The sequence below is a fragment of the Agrobacterium sp. ICMP 6402 genome, assembly GCF_009498615.1.
Classification (GTDB): domain Bacteria; phylum Pseudomonadota; class Alphaproteobacteria; order Rhizobiales; family Rhizobiaceae; genus Agrobacterium; species Agrobacterium burrii.
Genome location: NZ_QSNV01000001.1, coordinates 76,685 through 94,108, shown reverse-complemented (window position 1 = coordinate 94,108; position 17,424 = coordinate 76,685). Strand labels below are relative to the sequence as shown.

The following is a 17,424-nucleotide window of genomic DNA, read 5'->3' as shown; positions in this document are numbered from 1 at the left end:
AAAACCGTCGCGGCCGCCATTTTAGCGGTCGCAACGATCAATCGATGACAATATCGGTGGTGTGGTTCAGGCCGCTTCGCCCTGATGGGCCGGAACGAATCGGGCCGCCATCAGGCTTCTGCGCAGGAACTCGGTGTTCTCATCCGGGTTTTCCGAAGGATTCTGAAACGAAACATGATTGATCTCGACCGCCGCATGTTCATTGGCGAGGATCAATTGCGCATAAACCGTGGCGCCCTTCGGTTTGATTTCGAGATCAAGAACGATCTCCGGGGCGCCTTCCCATTCGAGCTTGTATTCGCCACCCGCACCGAAATTGATCGTGCCGGGATGATAATAAAGCTCCGCGGCTGAAGAGACGAGGTCGGCGATGCTGCCATAGCACTCGAATCTGAGCAGCGAAATCAGGTCTGCCGGGTCTAGCAATCGTAATTCGGTGGCGATCGGGTTGATCGCCTCTGCGACGATCATTTCCCGCTGTTCAGAATAGGCGGATTTTTTCATTGGTTTTATTGAACCCGTATTTTCGATGACTTCATGGCGTAAACCCGATGAACGAGCTCAGCCACAGCCTTGTAAAAGGCTGGTGGAATCACACTATCGATCGAGACTTGCGCAAACATGGAGCGTGCGAGCGGCGGATCTTCAAAAACGGGGATATTGTTTGCTTCCGCAATCTCGCGGATTTTCAATGCGATAAGGTCCTGACCCTTGGCGACGACGACAGGCGCATCGCCTTCTTCGCGCACGTAACGCAGCGCCACCGCAAAGTGTGTCGGGTTGGCGATGACAAGTGTTGCGCGCGGCACGTTGTTGATCATGCGACGGCGGGCGCGATCGCGGGCGATTGAGCGCTGGCGGGATTTGACCACCGGGTCGCCCTGCGATTGCTTATACTCTTCCTTCACCTCATGCTTCGTCATCTTCAGCTGGCTAAACCAGTGGTGGCGGGTCCACAAAAGGTCGACGGCGGCTAGCAATGCGGTCGAAAACAGGATCACGACCATCATTTTTTTGACGAGTTCGACAACCTTGACGAAAATCACTTGCGGATCGGAAAACATCAGGTCGATCAGGCCGTAGAAATCGCCGCGCAGCGACATGAACATGATGATCGATACGATCAATATCTTGAACAGCGACTTGCCGAATTCCACGAAGCCCTGCTTGGAGTAGATGCGCGTGAACCCCTTCGCGGGCGAGATGCGCGACCATTGCGGGCGCACCCTCTCAAGCACTGGCGACGGCAGGTTCTGGAGAAACGACGAGGCAAGGCCGAAGATGATGAACATGATCATGGCCGGCATGAGCAGATAGGCCATGGAAGTGCCGAGGAAATAAAGCAGCGACAGGGCATCCGGCCGGGTGCTGAGGTCCCACTGGTCGGGCTGGCCGAACAGGTCTTTCAGCGTGACGCCAAGACGGCCGGCGCCATCGGGCAGAAAGAAGACCAGATAACAGTAAAATGCGAGCGACGAAGCAAAGATCGGCACTTCCCGAGAGAAGGGAAGATTGCCCTTCTCAGCCGCATCGCGGAGCTTTTTCTCCGTCGGGGCTTCTGTTTTACTGTCCTTGTCCTCATCGTCTGCCAAGGCACGTTCCCGGGATCAAAAAAAGGCCCGCCGATCCCGGCAGGCCGTCATCCCGAAACTAGCGCTCGAGACCGGCCATCGCAATGGCCGGCTCTGCCCGAAGGGCGAGTTATCAACCGGCTTCCGCTTAGGCAGCCGCCGATTGTTCGTCCGCTCCGGCTTCCTTCAGCTGGATCTGGCCGGAATTGGCCAGACGGATCGCCTCCTGGGCCACCGCGCGGCGGGCGATCGCCACTTCGCGGGTATTGATCGAGGCCTGCGGTACGGCGAGATCCGATTCGATCATGCGGCGCTGGCGCGGGCTGATGCTGGACAGCACACATTCCTTGATTTCCATCGTGGCGCCGCGCAGCGCCATCGTCAGAACATCGGCAGAAACATCGTTGAGCAGCATGACGCGGCTGCGCTGCGGCATGAACATGAGGTCGTCGAAGAGGAAGAGCTTCGGCTTTACCTTGTTTGCTGCTTCCTTGCTCAACGTTTCGAGCGAGCTGAGCAGCGTGTCGACCTGCGGCTTCTCCAGCTCGTTCATCAGATCGGCAACCTTGGTGGAGCCGCCTGCATTACGTTCCGCTTCGATCTCGTTGATGAGGTTGACCACACGCTTCTCGATGATCTGGGCGGCCGTCTGGCTCACTTCCTTCATGTTCACCGTGCGGTTCATGATATCGGCGCGCTGCTCTTCGGGAATGGTCAGAAGAACCTTGGCGCCGAAGGACGAGGGCAGCATGGAGAGGATGTAGGCGATGGTCTGGGGATGCTCGCGCAGCAGGAACTTGCCGACGAATTCCGGCTCGGCTTCCTGCAGGCGATCCCAGATCGACGCTTCATAGGCCTGGAAGGCCGCACGGCGGCCGAGAAGGCTGTCCACCTCTTCAGGGGTCAGACCTTCTTCGAGAATGCTTTCGATTGCCTTGGCATTGTCCATCAGACCCGTTCCTTCGGTGAACAGGTCTTCGAACTCCGCGACGATCTGGGCAAGTTCGTCGGGAGGAATGACACGCAGGGTCTGAGCCGAGGAAATGATCATCTGCAATTCGTGCTGCGTGAAAAACTTCAGCAGCTTGCCGGCGACGCCCTTGCCCATGGCAAGCAGCACCGCGGCCGCCTTGTCGGTCTGAGACAACGGCTTCCCTGCCAGCGGGTTACCGAAATCCTCGAAGTCCATCATGGTCTTTCCTCTCCGTCCCCACAGGGATCAGGCTTTTCTCGTACTCATTACTTCAATCAATTTTACGCCGAAGCGCGTATCGTCGTCTTCAAGTACCGTTATCTCACCGCGCGCAATACGGCGGCCATTCACCATGATTTCGACCGGCTCGCCGATCTTGCGGTCAAGCGCAATCGTCGCACCCTCTTCGAGGTTCATCAGGCCCGAAACCAGCATACGGCTGGTGCCGAGAACGATCTGGACATCGATCGGGATGTCCATGATCATTTCCATGTTTTCGGACAATCCGCTGCCGAGCGGCGCCTTCAGACCCGCGACCTGCGGGGCCGCAGTGAAATCGTCCATCGCAAAACCGGCCGCTCCGCCACCGAAGGCGGAAAGATCGGTATCAATGGAAGCATCTTCCGTGCTTCCGAAATCGCCGAAGTCGCCAAAATCGGACAGCGAACCTTCCGCATCCGTCTTGAGGACGCCACGCAGATCGCCGATAGCCTGGTCGAGGTCGCCGGCATCTTCCAGCGACGGCAGCTCCGCATCATCGGTCACAGGTGTTTTCTTCGTAGCCATGCGCTGATTATTCCCTTTGAAACTTGCGTCAGCCTGCCCAGAACCCAAAAGGGCGGGCAGGATTTAACCCATCAGATGTCGCAAAATCTCGTCGTCCGTGCTGACATTGTTCTTCACCCGAACCATGTAGCGGTCACCGGACTTGCCGAATTCGCAATTATAAAGCTTGGAGCCGTTGGCGCTGACCTCGACGCCGATATCGTCCTGCTTCAGATCCTGAAACGGAATGACGTCGCCGGCCACCAGTTTGGAAATTGTCCGCAGCGTCAGCGTTTCAAGCTTGATGCGCGCCTCGAGCGTTACCTGCGATCTCTTCACCTGCTGCGAGATCATCTCCATCCATTCCTCCTGCTTCTTCAGCGCCTGGGCCGAAGCTTTGGGCGCGACGATGGAGGTCTTGAGCAGGGGCCGCTGCGGCACGATGAGAGAAAACTCGGACGAAACCTTGCCGATATCGATCTTCATGCGGATGGTGACGCCGTAAAGGCCGGCAATCATCTCGTCGAAGGCGCTCTTTCCGTTGGCGCTGAACGGCGGGTCGATTGTCGCCTCGAAGCCGCCCGGCGCGTTGACGCCCGAACGCAGGACACCCGCGATGCGGCCGAGAACCATGGCCGCAAGGTCAAGCTCGATATGCGATAGGCTGCGTTCATCCGGGTCGCCGATGGTGTCTGGCGCCGCACCCAGCATGCGCTCCATGAGCGCGATGACGAAGCCGTTGCCGACCGCCATCATGAAATTGGGGCACCAGTTGCGCAGCGAACAATCGGCAATCGAGACGTTCTGTCCGACATTGGCGATGAGATCGGTCATCAGCCCCGATTCGGAACCGATATATTCGACGTCGATCGCGATGCCGGTCTCGCTGTGAAAGATATCAGGCAGGAATTCGCTGTAGAGGTGGCCGATATCGGAGCCGATCCTGGCGATCGTCTTGCGATCGGAAAGCCCGCCGGTGAGTTGCGCGAGCAGGGCCGTGTCGATGGCGGGGGCTCTTTGCGCTGCAGCTTTTGCCATGGTCATGCCGCCTTGTTTTCGCCGCCGGGATTCATCATCTCCTGCTCGACGGCGTCGATGGACGGCCGCTCGTAGTTGGAGATGGTCTTGCGGCCATATTCAAGTGCGACCTGCGGCACCGAGCCGTTCATGTAGGCGATCAGTGTCTGCTTGACGATGATGTAGAGGCGGTGCTGCTTGGAGCGGACGATCTTGACCTGCGACGCGAGCGGGTTGCAGATCGAGTAGGATAGGATGATGCCGAGCATGGTGCCGACGAGTGCGGCGCCGATGAGGCCGCCCAGCACTTCGGGCGATTCGTTGATCTTGCCCATGGCCTTGATGACGCCGAGAACCGCCGCGACGATCCCGATGGCGGGGAAGGAATCCCCCATGGTGGTGATCGCGTGGTAAGGTTTCAGCTTGTCATTGAGGATGGTCTCGATTTCCTCATCCATCAGCGCCTCGATCTCATGACTGCGGGCATTGCCGATGATGATGAGGCGGACATAGTCGCAGATGAACGAGGTCAGTTCCTTGTTCTTCAGAACCGAAGGCGCCGACTGGAAGATCGAGGATTCTTCCGGATTGTCGATATGGGCTTCGATCTCATTGCGCGATTTCGTGCGCAGGTCGCGCATCAGCGAATAAAGCACGCCGAGCACGTCGAGATAGTTGCGCTCCTTCGGAACCGAGTGTTTGAAGGCCTCGCCGAGCGCCTTGCCCGAATCTTTCACGACCTTCATCGGGTTCGCCATGATGAAGCCGCCAAGCCCCGCTCCGCCGATAATCAACAGTTCGAACGGCTGAATGAGGACGTCCAGATGGCCGCCCATCGCCATGTAGCCGCCGATGATGCAGCCGAAGGTGATTATAAGTCCAATTACAATATTCATTGATCGACCACGCCCGAACAGTGTTCCATGCCGACATCTCTAGAAAATGTGGCTTGCGTGAACCTGTCCGCTACGCCTCTTTCATGCTTCTCCAGCAATCAGTTTCGCACAAGCAAGCTACGGCAATATGCCGGCAAAGGCGGACGTGCGCCTTGAGATCGGGATCAAACGAGAGCGGCGGTTCAGTGACTTCCACCTACACCAGCTACAGACTGATCAGTCAGGACATCGGCAAGTCGCTTGAGCGCGTGTCGAAGCAGCCCGACGTGGCGCGCGAAACCGAATATTACCGCGCAAAAATCGGCGATGTGAAATCCATCGACGACTTCATGGCCGATACACGCCTTTATAATTACGCGCTGAAAGCTCACGGCCTCGAAGATATGGCCTATGCCAAAGCCTTCATCCGCAAGGTGCTGACCGAAGGCACGTCGGACAAGAATGCCTTCGCCAACAAGCTTTCCGACAATCGTTACGCGGATCTGGCGAAATCGCTGAATTTTGCGGAGTTGGGAAAAGCTGCGACCGCGACTGAGGCGGCACAATCGGGCACCATCGAGAAATATACCCGCCAGACGCTGGAACAGACAGCCGGCGATGACAATAACGGTGTCCGGCTTGCCCTTTATTTCGAGCGCAAGGCGCCGACGATCAAATCAGGCATGGATTTCCTGGCCGACGATGCGCTCGCGCAGGTGTTCCGCACAGCCTTCAACCTGCCCGACGAATTTGCCGCTGCGAGTGTCGAGAAACAGGCCGCTCTTATCGAAAAATCCATCAAGATCAAGGATCTGCAGGATCCTGAGAAGGTCGGCAAGCTGCTCGAGCGTTTCACCATCATGTGGGAAATGCAAAACCCCTCGACGACCTACGACCCCCTGGCCGTTTTCGGCTCCTCCAGCGGCTACGGTATTTCCCCGGACCTGCTGATTTCCATCAACTCCCTGAAACTCGGAGGCAAATGATATGCAATCCGGACTATATGTCGCCCTGTCCTCGCAGATCGCGCTGGAGCGCCGTCTCACCACCATTTCCGATAATATGGCGAATGTGAACACGGTCGGCTTCCGTGGCTCCGAAGTGAAATTCGACGAAATGGTCGCCAAGAACCACAATGACATGAATGCCAAAGTGGCCTTCGTTTCACAGGGCAACGACTATCTCTCCACTCGCCAGGGTGCTTTCGAGCAGACCGGCAATTCCTTTGATTTTGCCATCAAGGGCGACGCCTGGTTCTCGATGGACACGCCTGATGGCCCGATTCTCAGCCGTGACGGCCGTTTCACCATGCGCCCGGACGGCGCGCTGATCTCCTCGAACGGTTATCCCGTTCTTGACTCCGGCGGCGGTCCCATCCAGCTCAATCCGAATGGCGGACCGATCACCGTCGGCCTCGACGGTGCCATCAGGCAGAACGAAAACATCGTCGCCACGCTCGGCATCTTCAAGGCGGATTTCTCGCAAGGTTTCCTGCGCCATCCCAATAGCGGCGTGAAACCCGTTGCTCAGCCGACACCGGTCGTCAACGATCACGAGGTCGGCGTCGTTCAGGGTTATCTCGAACAGTCGAACGTCAACGGCATTTCCCAGATGACGCAGCTCATTCAGGTCAACCGGGCCTTTGAGAGCATTTCCTCGCTGATGCGCGACACCGAATCCACCTTCGGCGAAGGCATCAAGACGCTTGGCGGCGCGCGTTAAGGAACTGATGTATGACAATGCCGGACCCCATGCTCTCGGCTGAGGCCATTTCACCGAAGCTCGCGCAACTGGCGAGTCTCACCGGGCACTATGCCGATCCGGAGTTTTCGGTGGCGCCGGGCGGCCATGTCCGCACCATTGCCGCAGGACACTATACGGTGTCCGGCCTGTCGCGGCATGTGCGGCTCGGCGAGTTCGTCGCCCACCGCAGTGCGACCGGCATCCATCTCGGCGAAGTGGTGCGCGTGGAGCCGGACATCTGCTACGTCTGCCCCATCGAACCGGGCGAACCGATCGGCATCCACGACACCGTCATCCGCAAGGGCGCTTTCCGTGTTGCGCCTGACGACAGCTGGTGTGGGCGCACCATCAATGCGCTGGGCGAACCCATCGACGGCCAGGGGCCGCTTTCCTCCGGTACAGAACGCCGGTCGATTTCCAACAATGCGCCGCCATCGATGACGCGCAAGCGGGTGGAGACGCCTTTCAAGACCGGCGTGCGGGCAATCGATATTTTCTCGCCTTTGTGCCTCGGCCAGCGTCTCGGCATTTTCGCCGGTTCGGGCGTCGGCAAATCCACGCTGCTGTCGATGCTCGCCAAGGCCGACGCTTTCGACAAGGTGGTGATTGCGCTGGTCGGCGAACGCGGACGCGAAGTGCGCGAATTCATCGAAGACACGATGGGCGAGAATATGAGCAAGTCCATCGCAGTCGTTGCGACCAGCGATGAAAGCCCGATGCTGCGCAAGATGGCCCCGCTTTCCGCCGTCACAATTGCCGAGCACTTCCGCGACAAGGGCGATAACGTCCTTCTCATCATCGACAGCGTCACCCGTTTCGCCCATGCGATCCGCGAAGTGGCGGTTGCTTCCGGCGAGCCGCCGGTGGCGCGCGGTTACCCGGCCTCGGTCTTCACTGAGCTGCCGCGCCTTCTGGAGCGGGCGGGACCGGGCGCTGAAGGCACCGGCACCATCACCGCCATCGTCTCCATTCTGGTGGATGGCGACAATCACAACGATCCGATCGCCGATTCGACCCGTGGCATTCTCGACGGTCATATCGTGCTGGACCGCAGCCTTGCCGAAGAAGGCCGTTATCCGCCGATCAATCCGCTCGCCTCGATCTCGCGTCTCGCCAAGAAGGCATGGACGCCGGATCAGGAAAAACTGGTCTCGCGCCTGAAGGCGCTGGTGCATCGCTTCGAGGAAACGCGGGATCTGCGCCTCATCGGCGGTTACCGGCCCGGCACCGATCCTGATCTCGACATGGCGATAAAGCAGGTCCCGATCATCTACGAAACGCTGAAACAGCTTCCGAACGAACCGGCAGCGCAGGACGCCTATGCCGATCTGGCGACGGCGTTACGGGGCGGAGCGCAGAATAATCAGCCGCAGGTAAACCCGAGAATGAGAGGCTGACGCCGTGAAAAAGAAAAAAATCGACAATGGCGACGTCGAGGACGCACGGCCGCAGCCGCCTTTCTTCACGCTCGACCGCATTCTGGCCTGGACGGGAATAGGGCTTGCCGCTGCCGCCGCATTTTTTCCCTGGTACGTGTTCTTCAACGAAGACAAGTTTGGGATAAAGGTGGCGGGCGGTGACCGTACACGCGACCTGCCTCACACAGGCCCCCGGGAGGTCTTCAGCGTTTCGCCGATGGCCATGACCAACCGCAACAAGGAAGACATGCCGCCGCCGGGCGAACTGCCGGACATGCTGACGACGGCGACAGTCAACGCCAGCGGCAAGGAAAAGCAGAACGATCTCGCCGCCGGTGTGGAAGATCAGCCCTTCCCCGGCCAGACCTCGTTCCGCCTGCTGCATGTTTCAAACGGTCGCGCGCTGATCGAGGATGGATCAGGCATGTATATGGTGCGGGTCGGCTCCACCCTGCCCGACAATGCGCTTCTGACCAAGATCGAGCAGCGCAGCGGTGAATGGCAGATCGAGACTTCTTCCGGAAAAACCTATCGTCCTGAAAAATAGACGGTTTTTCTTCCCTCAAAAAAGGCGCGCCGCATCTGCCGGCGCGCCTTTTTTGTTTCACACATACCGGTTCTTCCGCCGTTTGGTGCCTTCGCCCTTCTCCGCAAGTCTGACGCAAGATTAGCCCCGTAGGTTCGGGCCATACGAGATGGAGAAGTCTATGCAACCGATTCAACTGTTCGATCTGGCATCCCGCCAAGCGGAATGGCTGAGCGTGAGGCAGGAAGTCGTGGCGACCAACATCGCCAACGCCAACACCCCCAAGTTCCACGCCAAGGATGTCAACCCTTTCGAAGCGGTCATGCAGGCCACCAGCCAGCAGGTCGGCATGGCAAAGACACATCCCGCCCATTTCGGTGCAAGCGACCTCAGCGAAACTATCGCCGTGCGCGACAACCCGATCAATAACGAGATCGGCATGCAGGAATCCGGCAATTCGGTCGCGCTTGCTGAAGAAATGACCAAGACCGGCGAGATCAAGCGGCAGTACGACCTGAACGCCAATCTGGTCAAATCCTTCCATCGCATGATGCTGATGACGGTTAAGAGGTAAGCTATGGATCCCTTGAGTGCGGCGAGCAAGATCGCGGGCAGCGGCCTGGAAGTGCAGTCCACCCGACTGCGCGTCGTTTCCGAAAACATCGCCAACGCCAGATCGACCGGCGACACCCCCGGCGCCGACCCCTATCGCCGCAAGACGGTCACCTTCGGCCAGGAGCTCGACCGCGCCACCGGCGTGGACCGCGTGACGGTGAAGAAGCTCGGTGTCGACCGTGGCGATTTCGTTCACGAATACGATCCCGGCAACCCGGCCGCCGACACCAACGGCATGGTGAAGATGCCGAATGTCAACATCCTGATTGAAATGGCCGACATGCGCGAAGCCAACCGCAGCTATGACGCCAACCTTCAGGTCATCCGCCAGACACGCGACCTCGTCGCTTCCACCATCGACCTTCTGAAGGCATCACAATGATCGACGGCATCAAGCAACTCGGTTCTCTTTCGCTCACGCGCGGCGCGAGCGACATCTCCTCGCTGACGGAAAGCGTCTTCGGCAGCCAGCAGACGACGCCGGCCCAGCAGACGGGCGCAAGCTTCGCAAGCGTTCTCGGCAACGTATCGCTGGATGCGATGAACAACCTGAAGAAGGCGGAAGTCGCCTCCTTCGAAGGCATTCAGGGCAAGGCGAACACGCGTGAAGTGGTCGATGCCGTGCTTTCGGCCGAGCAATCGCTGCAGACCGCCATCGCGCTGCGCGACAAGATCGTGTCGGCCTATCTCGACATTACCAAGATGCAGATCTAGCCCAGCGGGAATATTGATATGAGAGCTCTTGCAATCGCCGCCACCGGTATGGACGCCCAGCAGACCAATCTGGAAGTCATCGCCAACAACATCGCCAACATCAACACCACAGGCTACAAGCGCGCGCGTGCTGAGTTTACCGATCTGCTCTACCAGACCGAGCGCATGCAGGGCGTGCCGAACCGCGCCAATCAGGCCATCGTGCCGGAAGGCGCCAATATCGGTCTCGGCGTGCAGACTTCGGCCGTGCGTAACATCCACACCCAGGGCAACCTGATCGAAACCGGCAACAAGCTCGACGTGGCGATTATCGGACAGGGCTGGTTCCAGATCGAGGCGGCCGACGGTTCGACGCTCTACAGCCGCGCCGGCGCCTTCAACAAGAATGCCGACGGCAATCTGGTGACGGTCGACGGCTACAACGTCATTCCGAACATCAATATCCCGACCGACGCGCAGGACATCACCGTTACCCGCACGGGTCAGGTGACGGCCCGTATCGGCAACGCCGCTGACTTCACCGAACTTGGCCAGCTGACCATCGCCAACTTCGCCAACGAAGCGGGCCTGAAGCCGCTCGGTGACAACCTTTTTGCCCAGACGCCGGCTTCCGGCGACGCGGTCATCGGTGTGCCTGATGATCCGAGCTACGGCTACATCAAGCAGTCCTATCTTGAAGGCTCGAACGTCGATGCCGTCAAGGAAATCACCGACCTGATCACGGCGCAGCGCGCCTATGAGATGAATTCCAAGGTCATCACCACCGCTGACGAAATGGCATCGATTGTCAGTAAGAACCTGAAATAAGAACGGAAAGGCAGGCGGACATGAGGTTTGGCCGAAACAATAACAGCTGCAGAACGGTGCTCGTCCGTATGTGCCTGGCGTCTGCCTTTTCATTGGTTGCCATGGCGCCGGCTCTCGCGCAGGCGCCGATGGCGCTGGTTCCCACACGCACCATCTATCCGGGCGAGACCATCTCGTCCGACCAGGTGAAGCCGGTGGAAGTGACCAATCCCAATATTTCCTCAGGTTACGCGACCGATATCAGCGAAGTCGAAGGCATGATCTCCAAGCAGACCCTGCTTCCCGGCCGCACGATCCCGGTCGCCGCACTGCGCGAAGCGTCTCTGGTCGTGCGCGGCACCAGCGTCAAGCTCGTCTTCACCATCGGCAACATGACGTTGATGGCGTCGGGAACGCCGATGACGGACGGCTCGCTTGGTGAAGTGGTGCGGGTGCGCAACATCGATTCCGGCGTGATGGTCAGCGGCACTGTCATGAAAGACGGAACCATTCAGGTGATGGCGAAATGAGATTGCTTCGTATCCTGGCCGCGGCCATTCTGTTTTCGGCCCAGCCGTTCCTTCCCGTACCTGCGGCCCATGCCGATACATCCCGTATCAAGGATATCGCATCGCTGCAGGCCGGACGCGACAACCAGCTGATCGGATACGGTCTCGTCGTTGGCGTGCAGGGCACGGGCGACAGCCTGCGCTCCTCGCCATTCACCGAACAATCCATGCGCGCGATGCTGCAGAATCTCGGCATCACCACGCAGGGCGGCCAGTCGAACGCCAAGAACATCGCCGCAGTGATGGTGACGGCCAATCTGCCGCCCTTCGCCAGCCCCGGCAGCCGTGTAGACGTGACGGTCAGTTCTCTCGGCGATGCCACCTCGCTGCGTGGCGGCACGCTGATCATGACTTCGCTTTCCGGTGCTGACGGGCAGATCTATGCGGTCGCGCAGGGCGCACTGATCGTCAACGGCTTTTCGGCGCAGGGCGATGCAGCGACGCTGACTCAGGGTGTGACCACCTCTGCCCGCGTGCCGAACGGCGCGATCATCGAGCGCGAATTGCCGTCCAAATTCAAGGATTCAGTCAATCTGGTCCTTCAGCTGCGCAATCCCGATTTTTCGACTGCGGTGCGTGTCGCGGACGTTGTCAACGCCTTTGCCCGCGCCCGTTACGGCGATGGTATCGCCGAGCCGCGCGATTCGCAGGAAATCGCGGTACAGAAACCCCGCACCGCTGACCTCACCCGGCTGATGGCGGAAATCGAGAACCTGACGGTGGAGACGGATACGCCCGCCAAGGTCGTAATCAACGAACGCACCGGCACGATTGTCATCGGCGCGGATGTGCGCATCTCCCGCGTTGCCGTCAGCTATGGAACACTGACCGTGCAGGTGACGGAATCACCGCAGGTCATCCAGCCGGCGCCCTTCTCGCGCGGCCAGACCGCCGTGCAGCCGCAGACGGATATCATGGCGCTGCAGGAAGGCAGCAAGGTCGCCATCGTCGAAGGTCCTGACCTTCGCACGCTGGTTGCCGGTCTCAACAGCATCGGGCTCAAGGCGGATGGCATCATATCCATCCTGCAAGGCATCAAATCCGCCGGCGCCCTTCAGGCGGAGCTTGTGCTGCAATGATGGAACATCTTAAAAACAAAGCTTTTCCGAATGGTCTTGCCCGGTTCGCGGTCGTCGCCTCGCTGCTTTTGCTGTTGCCGGCCGCTTCTGCCGAAAGCCAGCAGAACGTGGTCTCGGAACTCAGCACGCAGGATGAAATCCAGAAATTCTGCACCAATATCGCCGATGCGGCCCGCGACCAGCGGTACCTGATGCAAAAGCAGGAGCTTGAAAAGCTTCAGGCCGACGTCAATGAGCGCATCTCCGTGCTGGAAGACCGCAAGGCGGAATATGAGGACTGGCTGGCGCGCCGCGAACATTTCCTAGCCCAGGCAAAAGCCAATCTCGTCGATGTCTACAAGACGATGAAGGCGGATGCCGCCGCACCCCAGCTCGAGAAGATGCATGTGGAGATTGCGGCCGCCATCATCATGCAGCTGCCGCCGCGCCAATCCGGCCTCATCCTCAGCGAGATGGATGCGCAGAAAGCCGCCACCGTCGCCGGCATCATGTCGCAGGCAACCGACAAAAACACTTCGAAGGATCCTTCATGAGCACGCGTCGTCTTCCGGCCCTCCTCCTGCCGCTTGCCCTGCTTGCTGGCTGCCAGAACAACCAGACCCTGAAGGAAATCGGCAACGCACCGGCGATGAGCCCGATCGGCAGCGGCCTGCAATTCAGCCAGACGCCGCAGATGGGCATGTATCCCAAGCAGCCGAAACATATGGCCAGCGGCTATTCGCTGTGGAGCGACAGCCAGGGCGCCTTGTTCAAGGATCTGCGCGCGCTGAACATCGGCGACATTCTGACCGTCAACATCCAGATCAACGACAAGGCCGATTTCGACAACGAGACCGAGCGTAACCGCACCAATTCCAGCGGTCTGAACTGGAAGGCCAAGGCGGAAATCTTCGGCTGGACGCCGGAAGCGGACTCCAACATCAAATACGGCTCCGACACCGACACCCAGGCCAAGGGCAAGACCAAGCGTTCCGAAAAGCTGACGCTGATGGTGGCCGCCGTCGTCACGGGCATTCTGGAAAACGGCAACCTCATCATCAGCGGTTCGCAGGAAGTGCGCGTCAACCATGAAATCCGCATCCTCAATGTCGGCGGTATCGTCAGGCCGCAGGATGTCGATGCGCAGAACATGATCTCTTACGAGCGCATTGCCGAGGCACGTATCTCCTACGGCGGTCGTGGCCGCCTGACGGAAGTGCAGCAACCCCCGGTCGGTCAGCAGGTCGTCGACCTGTTCTCGCCGCTTTGACGCCGGTTTGCGGGAGCGGGACTGACCATGGAAAACGAACAGGCTGAGAGCAAGAAAAAGTCCTCCCCGGTCGTCATGACGATCGTGGGCGTGGTGATCCTGACGCTGCTCGGTGCGGGCGGCGGCTGGCTGGTGGGCGGCATGATCGCCCCCAAGCTCGCCGGCGCGGAAGCCGCAGCACACGCGCCGGCCGCTTCGGCTGAAAAGGGCAAGGGCGCCGAGGGCATCGAAAAAATCTCCGCCGAAGCGAACGGCATCGTTCAGCTCGACCCCATCACCACCAACCTCGCCTACCCCTCGACCAACTGGGTACGGCTGGAAGTGGCGCTGATGTTCAAGGGGCCGGTGGAAGTTGGGCTGGCCGAGGATATCCATCAGGATATCATGGCCTATGTGCGCACCGTTTCCCTTCAGCAGCTGGAAGGGCCGCGCGGCTTTCAATATCTTAAGGATGACCTTCAGGAACGAGTTGACCTGCGCTCGAAAGGGCGCGTATCCAAGGTCATGTTCCGGACCTTTGTCATCGAATGATTCGATTTCTTGTAACCATCGCTGTCCTCCTCGCCTTGCCGGGCCTTGCCAACGCCCAGCAATTCCCGTCTGATCTGTTCAATACACAGATAGACGGATCCGTCGCGGCATGGATCATACGCACTTTCGGCCTTCTGACGGTTCTCTCCGTCGCGCCGGGCATCCTGATCATGGTCACGAGCTTTCCGCGCTTCGTGATCGCCTTTTCGATCCTGCGCTCCGGCATGGGACTGGCCTCTACCCCGTCCAACATGATCCTGCTGTCGATGGCGATGTTCATGACCTTCTACGTCATGTCGCCCACCTTCGACAAAGCCTGGACCGACGGCGTGCAGCCGCTCTTGCAGAACCAGATCAACGAGCAGCAGGCGATAGGACGCATCGCCGAGCCCTTCCGCACCTTCATGAACGCCAATACGCGTGACAAGGACCTGAAGCTGTTCGTGGATATCGCCCGCGAGCGCGGACAGGAAGTGATGACCGACAATGTCGTCGACTACCGCGTGCTCGTTCCGGCCTTCATGCTGTCGGAAATCCGGCGCGGTTTCGAGATCGGTTTCCTGATCATCCTGCCGTTTCTGGTCATCGATCTGATCGTCGCCACCATCACCATGGCCATGGGCATGATGATGCTGCCGCCCACCTCCATTTCCCTGCCGTTCAAAATCCTGTTTTTCGTGCTGATCGACGGCTGGAACCTGCTCGTCGGCAGCCTCGTCAGATCGTTCAACTGACGGCATCTGTGCCGAAATAAACTTCGTTAATCCTGTTTATTAACCCCGCAGCCCCACGGCAGCGGGGTTTTCGCGTTTTAAGGCTTTGGTTACCAGTTTTGCTAGGGGTCGGATAACTATAATTTTAAATTAAAAACTTACCATTTAAATACACTTCGCAGTAACCATAAGTATTTTCCAGTAGTTCTTAGTGCTCAAATTAATAATTACGCAATTTTTCGCTGCGAAATTCTCCCTACACACAGCGGGTTTGGTTTCAAGAGACAAGTAACTCTGAACCGAGTGGCATGAAGCCGAAACGTTGTGACCGGTAATACGAAGTCCGGAATGTCCCCAATTCCAGTATCTCGTAAAAACAAGGGACAATATATTATGGCAAGCATTCTCACCAACGCCTCCTCTATGGCTGCTCTCCAGACGCTGCGTTCTATCGGCAGCAACATGGAAACCACACAGGGCCGTATTTCTTCGGGTATGAAGGTCGCTACCGCTTCCGACAACGCTGCTTACTGGTCGATCGCGACCACGATGCGCTCCGACAATGCAGCCCTCGGCTCCGTTTCCGACGCTCTGGGCCTCGGCGCTGCAAAGATCGACACTGCCTACGCAGGTATGGAATCTGCGATCAAGGTCGTTGACCAGATCAAGCAGAAGCTCGTAACCGCCAAGGAATCCACCGCCGACAAGGCAAAGATCCAGGCTGAAATCACCCAGCTTCAGGATCAGCTGACGTCCATCACCTCTTCCGCATCGTTCTCCGGTGAAAACTGGCTGAAGGGCTCGATCGGCAAGGCCGGTGCTGCTGCTGCCGATCTGGCAGTCGGCGTATCGATCGACAAGCAGATCGTTGGCTCGTTCACCCGTGACGCTTCCGGCAACGTCCAGACGCAGGCTGTGGATATCAAGCTTGACGGCACGAACGTGCTGGTCGACTCCAGCGGCAAAAACCAGGGCCTTCTCGACAAGAACGCTACGAAGGCAACCGTTGCCCAGTGGACGGACGGCAAGTACTACACCGCAACGACGACCCCGCCCGCTGCTGCGACCGCTTCCAAGGTATCGGACAGCGTCTGGACGGACGGTGCCGCTACTCCGAAGTTCTTCAAGGAAGTTGAACCGAACAAGTTCCTGGAAGTAACGGACGCAACCGGTACTGCGCTCGCTGGCACACCGACCGCTCTGACCACGACGGCTGCCGTGTTCGTAACGGACACTTCGGTCGCCAAGGTCGACATCACCAAGCTCGACACCATCAAGACCGGTCTCGGCCTTGCCGCCACGGCGACTAACGAAGACGTACTGGACAGCCTGATCTCGCATGTCGATGGTCAGTTGGAAGGCATGAACTCCGCCGCTGCAAAGCTCGGTGCTCTTTCTTCGCGTATCTCCCTGCAGGAAGACTTCGTCTCCAAGCTGTCCGATACGATGGAAAAGGGTATCGGCCGCCTGGTTGACGCCGATATGAACGAAGAGTCCACCCGCCTCAAGGCTCTGCAGACGCAGCAGCAGCTGGCAATTCAGGCCCTGTCGATCGCCAACAGCGACTCGCAGAACATCCTGTCGCTCTTCCGTTAATCGGACCGAAATTACAAAAACCGAGCCGCGCCCGAAAGGGCGCGGTTTTGCTTTATGGAGTGGTCCGCAAACCGCAATGTTTCGTTTACCATCCCTGCTTTCAAAGCATTTACCACGAATTGAACGAAGGGCCGTATGCCCTGTGAAATTAGGAAATTGGCAAGCATCGGCTGTCAGATTTTGCGTATGGACAAGCGGATAGCCGCTGGCCGGAATGACATGAGACACAGGATCGCAAGCGGGGGCTGACCGTCTTTCAATCAGGTGAAAAGGCAAACGCGACGGAGGCTGACCCGAGCGTATTGTTCCTCTACCAAAGCCGCATCCGGAAACGGGTGCGGCTTTATTGTTTTTTAAGCATTTGCGGTTACACGCGCGCACGCGCAAAGGTTGAAGATCAATTACTCTGAATGCACTTTTTTAGAGAGTCATTAGATGTTAATTAACTATATGAAGGTTAGCTAGAGCCATCGAAACGGTGAGCTAACCTTTAAAAATCAGCCGGTTAGCAGGCATGACGCTGCGCGCTGTTCCCGGTGAAACCGGAATGTCCCTTTTCTAATCAGCCATTCAAGGGGCAAATTTATCATGACAAGCATTCTTACCAACGTCGCAGCCATGTCTGCGCTCCAGACCCTGCGCTCCATCGGCCAGAACATGGAAACGACGCAGGACCGCGTCTCT

General features: G+C 58.5%; 20 protein-coding genes and 1 pseudogene. 15 read left to right on the top strand and 6 right to left on the bottom strand.

What is annotated here, in order from left to right; all coding sequences use genetic code 11:
* Window positions 1–66: 66 nt before the first annotated feature.
* From DXT96_RS00480 to motA, 6 genes are all read right to left on the bottom strand, one after another.
* The gene (locus DXT96_RS00480) at window positions 67–504 is read right to left on the bottom strand and encodes a hypothetical protein (protein ID WP_046800591.1); all 438 of its coding nucleotides are present in this window, start codon (window positions 502–504) and stop codon (window positions 67–69) included.
* A 5-nt stretch (window positions 505–509) separates the two neighbouring features.
* Window positions 510–1,592 (bottom strand): flagellar biosynthesis protein FlhB, encoded by a 1,083-nt coding sequence (gene flhB, locus DXT96_RS00475; protein WP_153513174.1) that lies wholly within the window; start codon window positions 1,590–1,592, stop codon window positions 510–512.
* A gap of 127 nt (window positions 1,593–1,719) precedes the next feature.
* Window positions 1,720–2,763, bottom strand: a complete 1,044-nt coding sequence (fliG, locus tag DXT96_RS00470; protein WP_149898568.1) for a flagellar motor switch protein FliG — start codon at window positions 2,761–2,763, stop codon at window positions 1,720–1,722.
* 27 nt (window positions 2,764–2,790) lie between these two features.
* A complete protein-coding gene (gene fliN / locus DXT96_RS00465) occupies window positions 2,791–3,330 on the bottom strand; it encodes a flagellar motor switch protein FliN (RefSeq protein ID WP_149898567.1) in 540 nt (179 codons plus the stop codon).
* 63 nt (window positions 3,331–3,393) lie between these two features.
* The gene (locus tag DXT96_RS00460; protein WP_174373094.1) at window positions 3,394–4,353 is read right to left on the bottom strand and encodes a FliM/FliN family flagellar motor switch protein; all 960 of its coding nucleotides are present in this window, start codon (window positions 4,351–4,353) and stop codon (window positions 3,394–3,396) included.
* On the bottom strand, window positions 4,350–5,222 hold the full coding sequence (gene motA, locus DXT96_RS00455) for a flagellar motor stator protein MotA (RefSeq protein ID WP_149898565.1): 873 nt from the start codon (window positions 5,220–5,222) through the stop codon (window positions 4,350–4,352). Before motA ends, DXT96_RS00460 begins: the two co-directional genes overlap by 4 nt.
* Window positions 5,223–5,407: 185 nt before the next feature.
* On the opposite strand from motA, the gene DXT96_RS00450 reads away from it, so the two are divergent.
* The 15 genes and pseudogenes from DXT96_RS00450 to DXT96_RS00380 all read left to right on the top strand — a co-directional run bounded on the left by DXT96_RS00450 (window position 5,408) and on the right by DXT96_RS00380 (window position 16,740).
* A complete protein-coding gene (locus tag DXT96_RS00450) occupies window positions 5,408–6,187 on the top strand; it encodes a DUF1217 domain-containing protein (RefSeq protein ID WP_149898997.1) in 780 nt (259 codons plus the stop codon).
* Window position 6,188: 1 nt separating this feature from the next.
* The gene (flgF, locus tag DXT96_RS00445) at window positions 6,189–6,923 is read left to right on the top strand and encodes a flagellar basal-body rod protein FlgF (protein ID WP_149898564.1); all 735 of its coding nucleotides are present in this window, start codon (window positions 6,189–6,191) and stop codon (window positions 6,921–6,923) included.
* Window positions 6,924–6,934: 11 nt separating this feature from the next.
* Window positions 6,935–8,341 carry a flagellar protein export ATPase FliI gene (fliI, locus tag DXT96_RS00440; protein WP_153513171.1) on the top strand — a complete coding sequence of 469 codons (1,407 nt, stop codon included), beginning with the start codon at window positions 6,935–6,937 and terminating at the stop codon, window positions 8,339–8,341.
* A gap of 4 nt (window positions 8,342–8,345) precedes the next feature.
* Window positions 8,346–8,909, top strand: a complete 564-nt coding sequence (locus DXT96_RS00435; RefSeq protein ID WP_371418755.1) for a hypothetical protein — start codon at window positions 8,346–8,348, stop codon at window positions 8,907–8,909.
* 160 nt (window positions 8,910–9,069) lie between these two features.
* Complete coding sequence (flgB, locus tag DXT96_RS00430) at window positions 9,070–9,462, top strand: flagellar basal body rod protein FlgB (protein WP_149898561.1); 393 nt, start codon at window positions 9,070–9,072, stop codon at window positions 9,460–9,462.
* Window positions 9,463–9,465: 3 nt separating this feature from the next.
* Window positions 9,466–9,885: a flagellar basal body rod protein FlgC gene (flgC, locus tag DXT96_RS00425; protein WP_153513170.1), complete on the top strand. Its 420-nt coding sequence runs from the start codon at window positions 9,466–9,468 to the stop codon at window positions 9,883–9,885.
* Window positions 9,882–10,217, top strand: coding sequence for a flagellar hook-basal body complex protein FliE (locus DXT96_RS00420; protein ID WP_149898559.1), 336 nt, complete (start codon window positions 9,882–9,884; stop codon window positions 10,215–10,217). Before flgC ends, DXT96_RS00420 begins: the two co-directional genes overlap by 4 nt.
* Window positions 10,218–10,235: 18 nt before the next feature.
* A complete protein-coding gene (flgG, locus tag DXT96_RS00415) occupies window positions 10,236–11,024 on the top strand; it encodes a flagellar basal-body rod protein FlgG (protein WP_003503427.1) in 789 nt (262 codons plus the stop codon).
* 20 nt (window positions 11,025–11,044) lie between these two features.
* Window positions 11,045–11,533 (top strand): flagellar basal body P-ring formation chaperone FlgA, encoded by a 489-nt coding sequence (gene flgA, locus DXT96_RS00410; RefSeq protein ID WP_153513169.1) that lies wholly within the window; start codon window positions 11,045–11,047, stop codon window positions 11,531–11,533.
* Between the two features lie 62 nt (window positions 11,534–11,595).
* Window positions 11,596–12,651: pseudogene (locus DXT96_RS00405) on the top strand (flagellar basal body P-ring protein FlgI); the annotation flags it as partial.
* Window positions 12,648–13,184 (top strand): MotE family protein, encoded by a 537-nt coding sequence (locus DXT96_RS00400; RefSeq protein WP_153513168.1) that lies wholly within the window; start codon window positions 12,648–12,650, stop codon window positions 13,182–13,184. The pseudogene DXT96_RS00405 and the gene DXT96_RS00400, both read left to right, overlap by 4 nt.
* Window positions 13,181–13,900 (top strand): flagellar basal body L-ring protein FlgH, encoded by a 720-nt coding sequence (gene flgH / locus DXT96_RS00395; RefSeq protein ID WP_046800576.1) that lies wholly within the window; start codon window positions 13,181–13,183, stop codon window positions 13,898–13,900. The genes DXT96_RS00400 and flgH overlap by 4 nt, the downstream gene beginning before the upstream one ends.
* A 27-nt stretch (window positions 13,901–13,927) precedes the next feature.
* A complete protein-coding gene (locus DXT96_RS00390) occupies window positions 13,928–14,431 on the top strand; it encodes a flagellar basal body-associated FliL family protein (protein ID WP_149898555.1) in 504 nt (167 codons plus the stop codon).
* Window positions 14,428–15,165: a flagellar type III secretion system pore protein FliP gene (gene fliP / locus DXT96_RS00385; protein WP_052817083.1), complete on the top strand. Its 738-nt coding sequence runs from the start codon at window positions 14,428–14,430 to the stop codon at window positions 15,163–15,165. The genes DXT96_RS00390 and fliP overlap by 4 nt, the downstream gene beginning before the upstream one ends.
* 372 nt (window positions 15,166–15,537) lie before the next feature.
* Window positions 15,538–16,740, top strand: a complete 1,203-nt coding sequence (locus DXT96_RS00380; protein WP_153513167.1) for a flagellin — start codon at window positions 15,538–15,540, stop codon at window positions 16,738–16,740.
* The last annotated feature ends 684 nt before the right edge of the window (window positions 16,741–17,424 follow it).

What these genes read in the sequence shown, in the direction of transcription:
- DXT96_RS00380 (WP_153513167.1), top strand. Translation starts at nt 15,538, where the DNA reads ATGGCAAGCATTCTCACCAACGCCTCCTCTATGGCTGCTCTCCAGACG.
- DXT96_RS00400 (WP_153513168.1), top strand. Translation starts at nt 12,648, where the DNA reads ATGATGGAACATCTTAAAAACAAAGCTTTTCCGAATGGTCTTGCCCGG.
- flgG (WP_003503427.1), top strand. Translation starts at nt 10,236, where the DNA reads ATGAGAGCTCTTGCAATCGCCGCCACCGGTATGGACGCCCAGCAGACC.
- DXT96_RS00390 (WP_149898555.1), top strand. Translation starts at nt 13,928, where the DNA reads ATGGAAAACGAACAGGCTGAGAGCAAGAAAAAGTCCTCCCCGGTCGTC.
- fliI (WP_153513171.1), top strand. Translation starts at nt 6,935, where the DNA reads ATGACAATGCCGGACCCCATGCTCTCGGCTGAGGCCATTTCACCGAAG.
- DXT96_RS00460 (WP_174373094.1), bottom strand. Translation starts at nt 4,353, where the DNA reads ATGACCATGGCAAAAGCTGCAGCGCAAAGAGCCCCCGCCATCGACACG.
- DXT96_RS00480 (WP_046800591.1), bottom strand. Translation starts at nt 504, where the DNA reads ATGAAAAAATCCGCCTATTCTGAACAGCGGGAAATGATCGTCGCAGAG.
- flgA (WP_153513169.1), top strand. Translation starts at nt 11,045, where the DNA reads ATGAGGTTTGGCCGAAACAATAACAGCTGCAGAACGGTGCTCGTCCGT.
- fliP (WP_052817083.1), top strand. Translation starts at nt 14,428, where the DNA reads ATGATTCGATTTCTTGTAACCATCGCTGTCCTCCTCGCCTTGCCGGGC.
- flgB (WP_149898561.1), top strand. Translation starts at nt 9,070, where the DNA reads ATGCAACCGATTCAACTGTTCGATCTGGCATCCCGCCAAGCGGAATGG.
- flgH (WP_046800576.1), top strand. Translation starts at nt 13,181, where the DNA reads ATGAGCACGCGTCGTCTTCCGGCCCTCCTCCTGCCGCTTGCCCTGCTT.
- DXT96_RS00420 (WP_149898559.1), top strand. Translation starts at nt 9,882, where the DNA reads ATGATCGACGGCATCAAGCAACTCGGTTCTCTTTCGCTCACGCGCGGC.
- fliG (WP_149898568.1), bottom strand. Translation starts at nt 2,763, where the DNA reads ATGATGGACTTCGAGGATTTCGGTAACCCGCTGGCAGGGAAGCCGTTG.
- flgC (WP_153513170.1), top strand. Translation starts at nt 9,466, where the DNA reads ATGGATCCCTTGAGTGCGGCGAGCAAGATCGCGGGCAGCGGCCTGGAA.
- flgF (WP_149898564.1), top strand. Translation starts at nt 6,189, where the DNA reads ATGCAATCCGGACTATATGTCGCCCTGTCCTCGCAGATCGCGCTGGAG.
- fliN (WP_149898567.1), bottom strand. Translation starts at nt 3,330, where the DNA reads ATGGCTACGAAGAAAACACCTGTGACCGATGATGCGGAGCTGCCGTCG.
- motA (WP_149898565.1), bottom strand. Translation starts at nt 5,222, where the DNA reads ATGAATATTGTAATTGGACTTATAATCACCTTCGGCTGCATCATCGGC.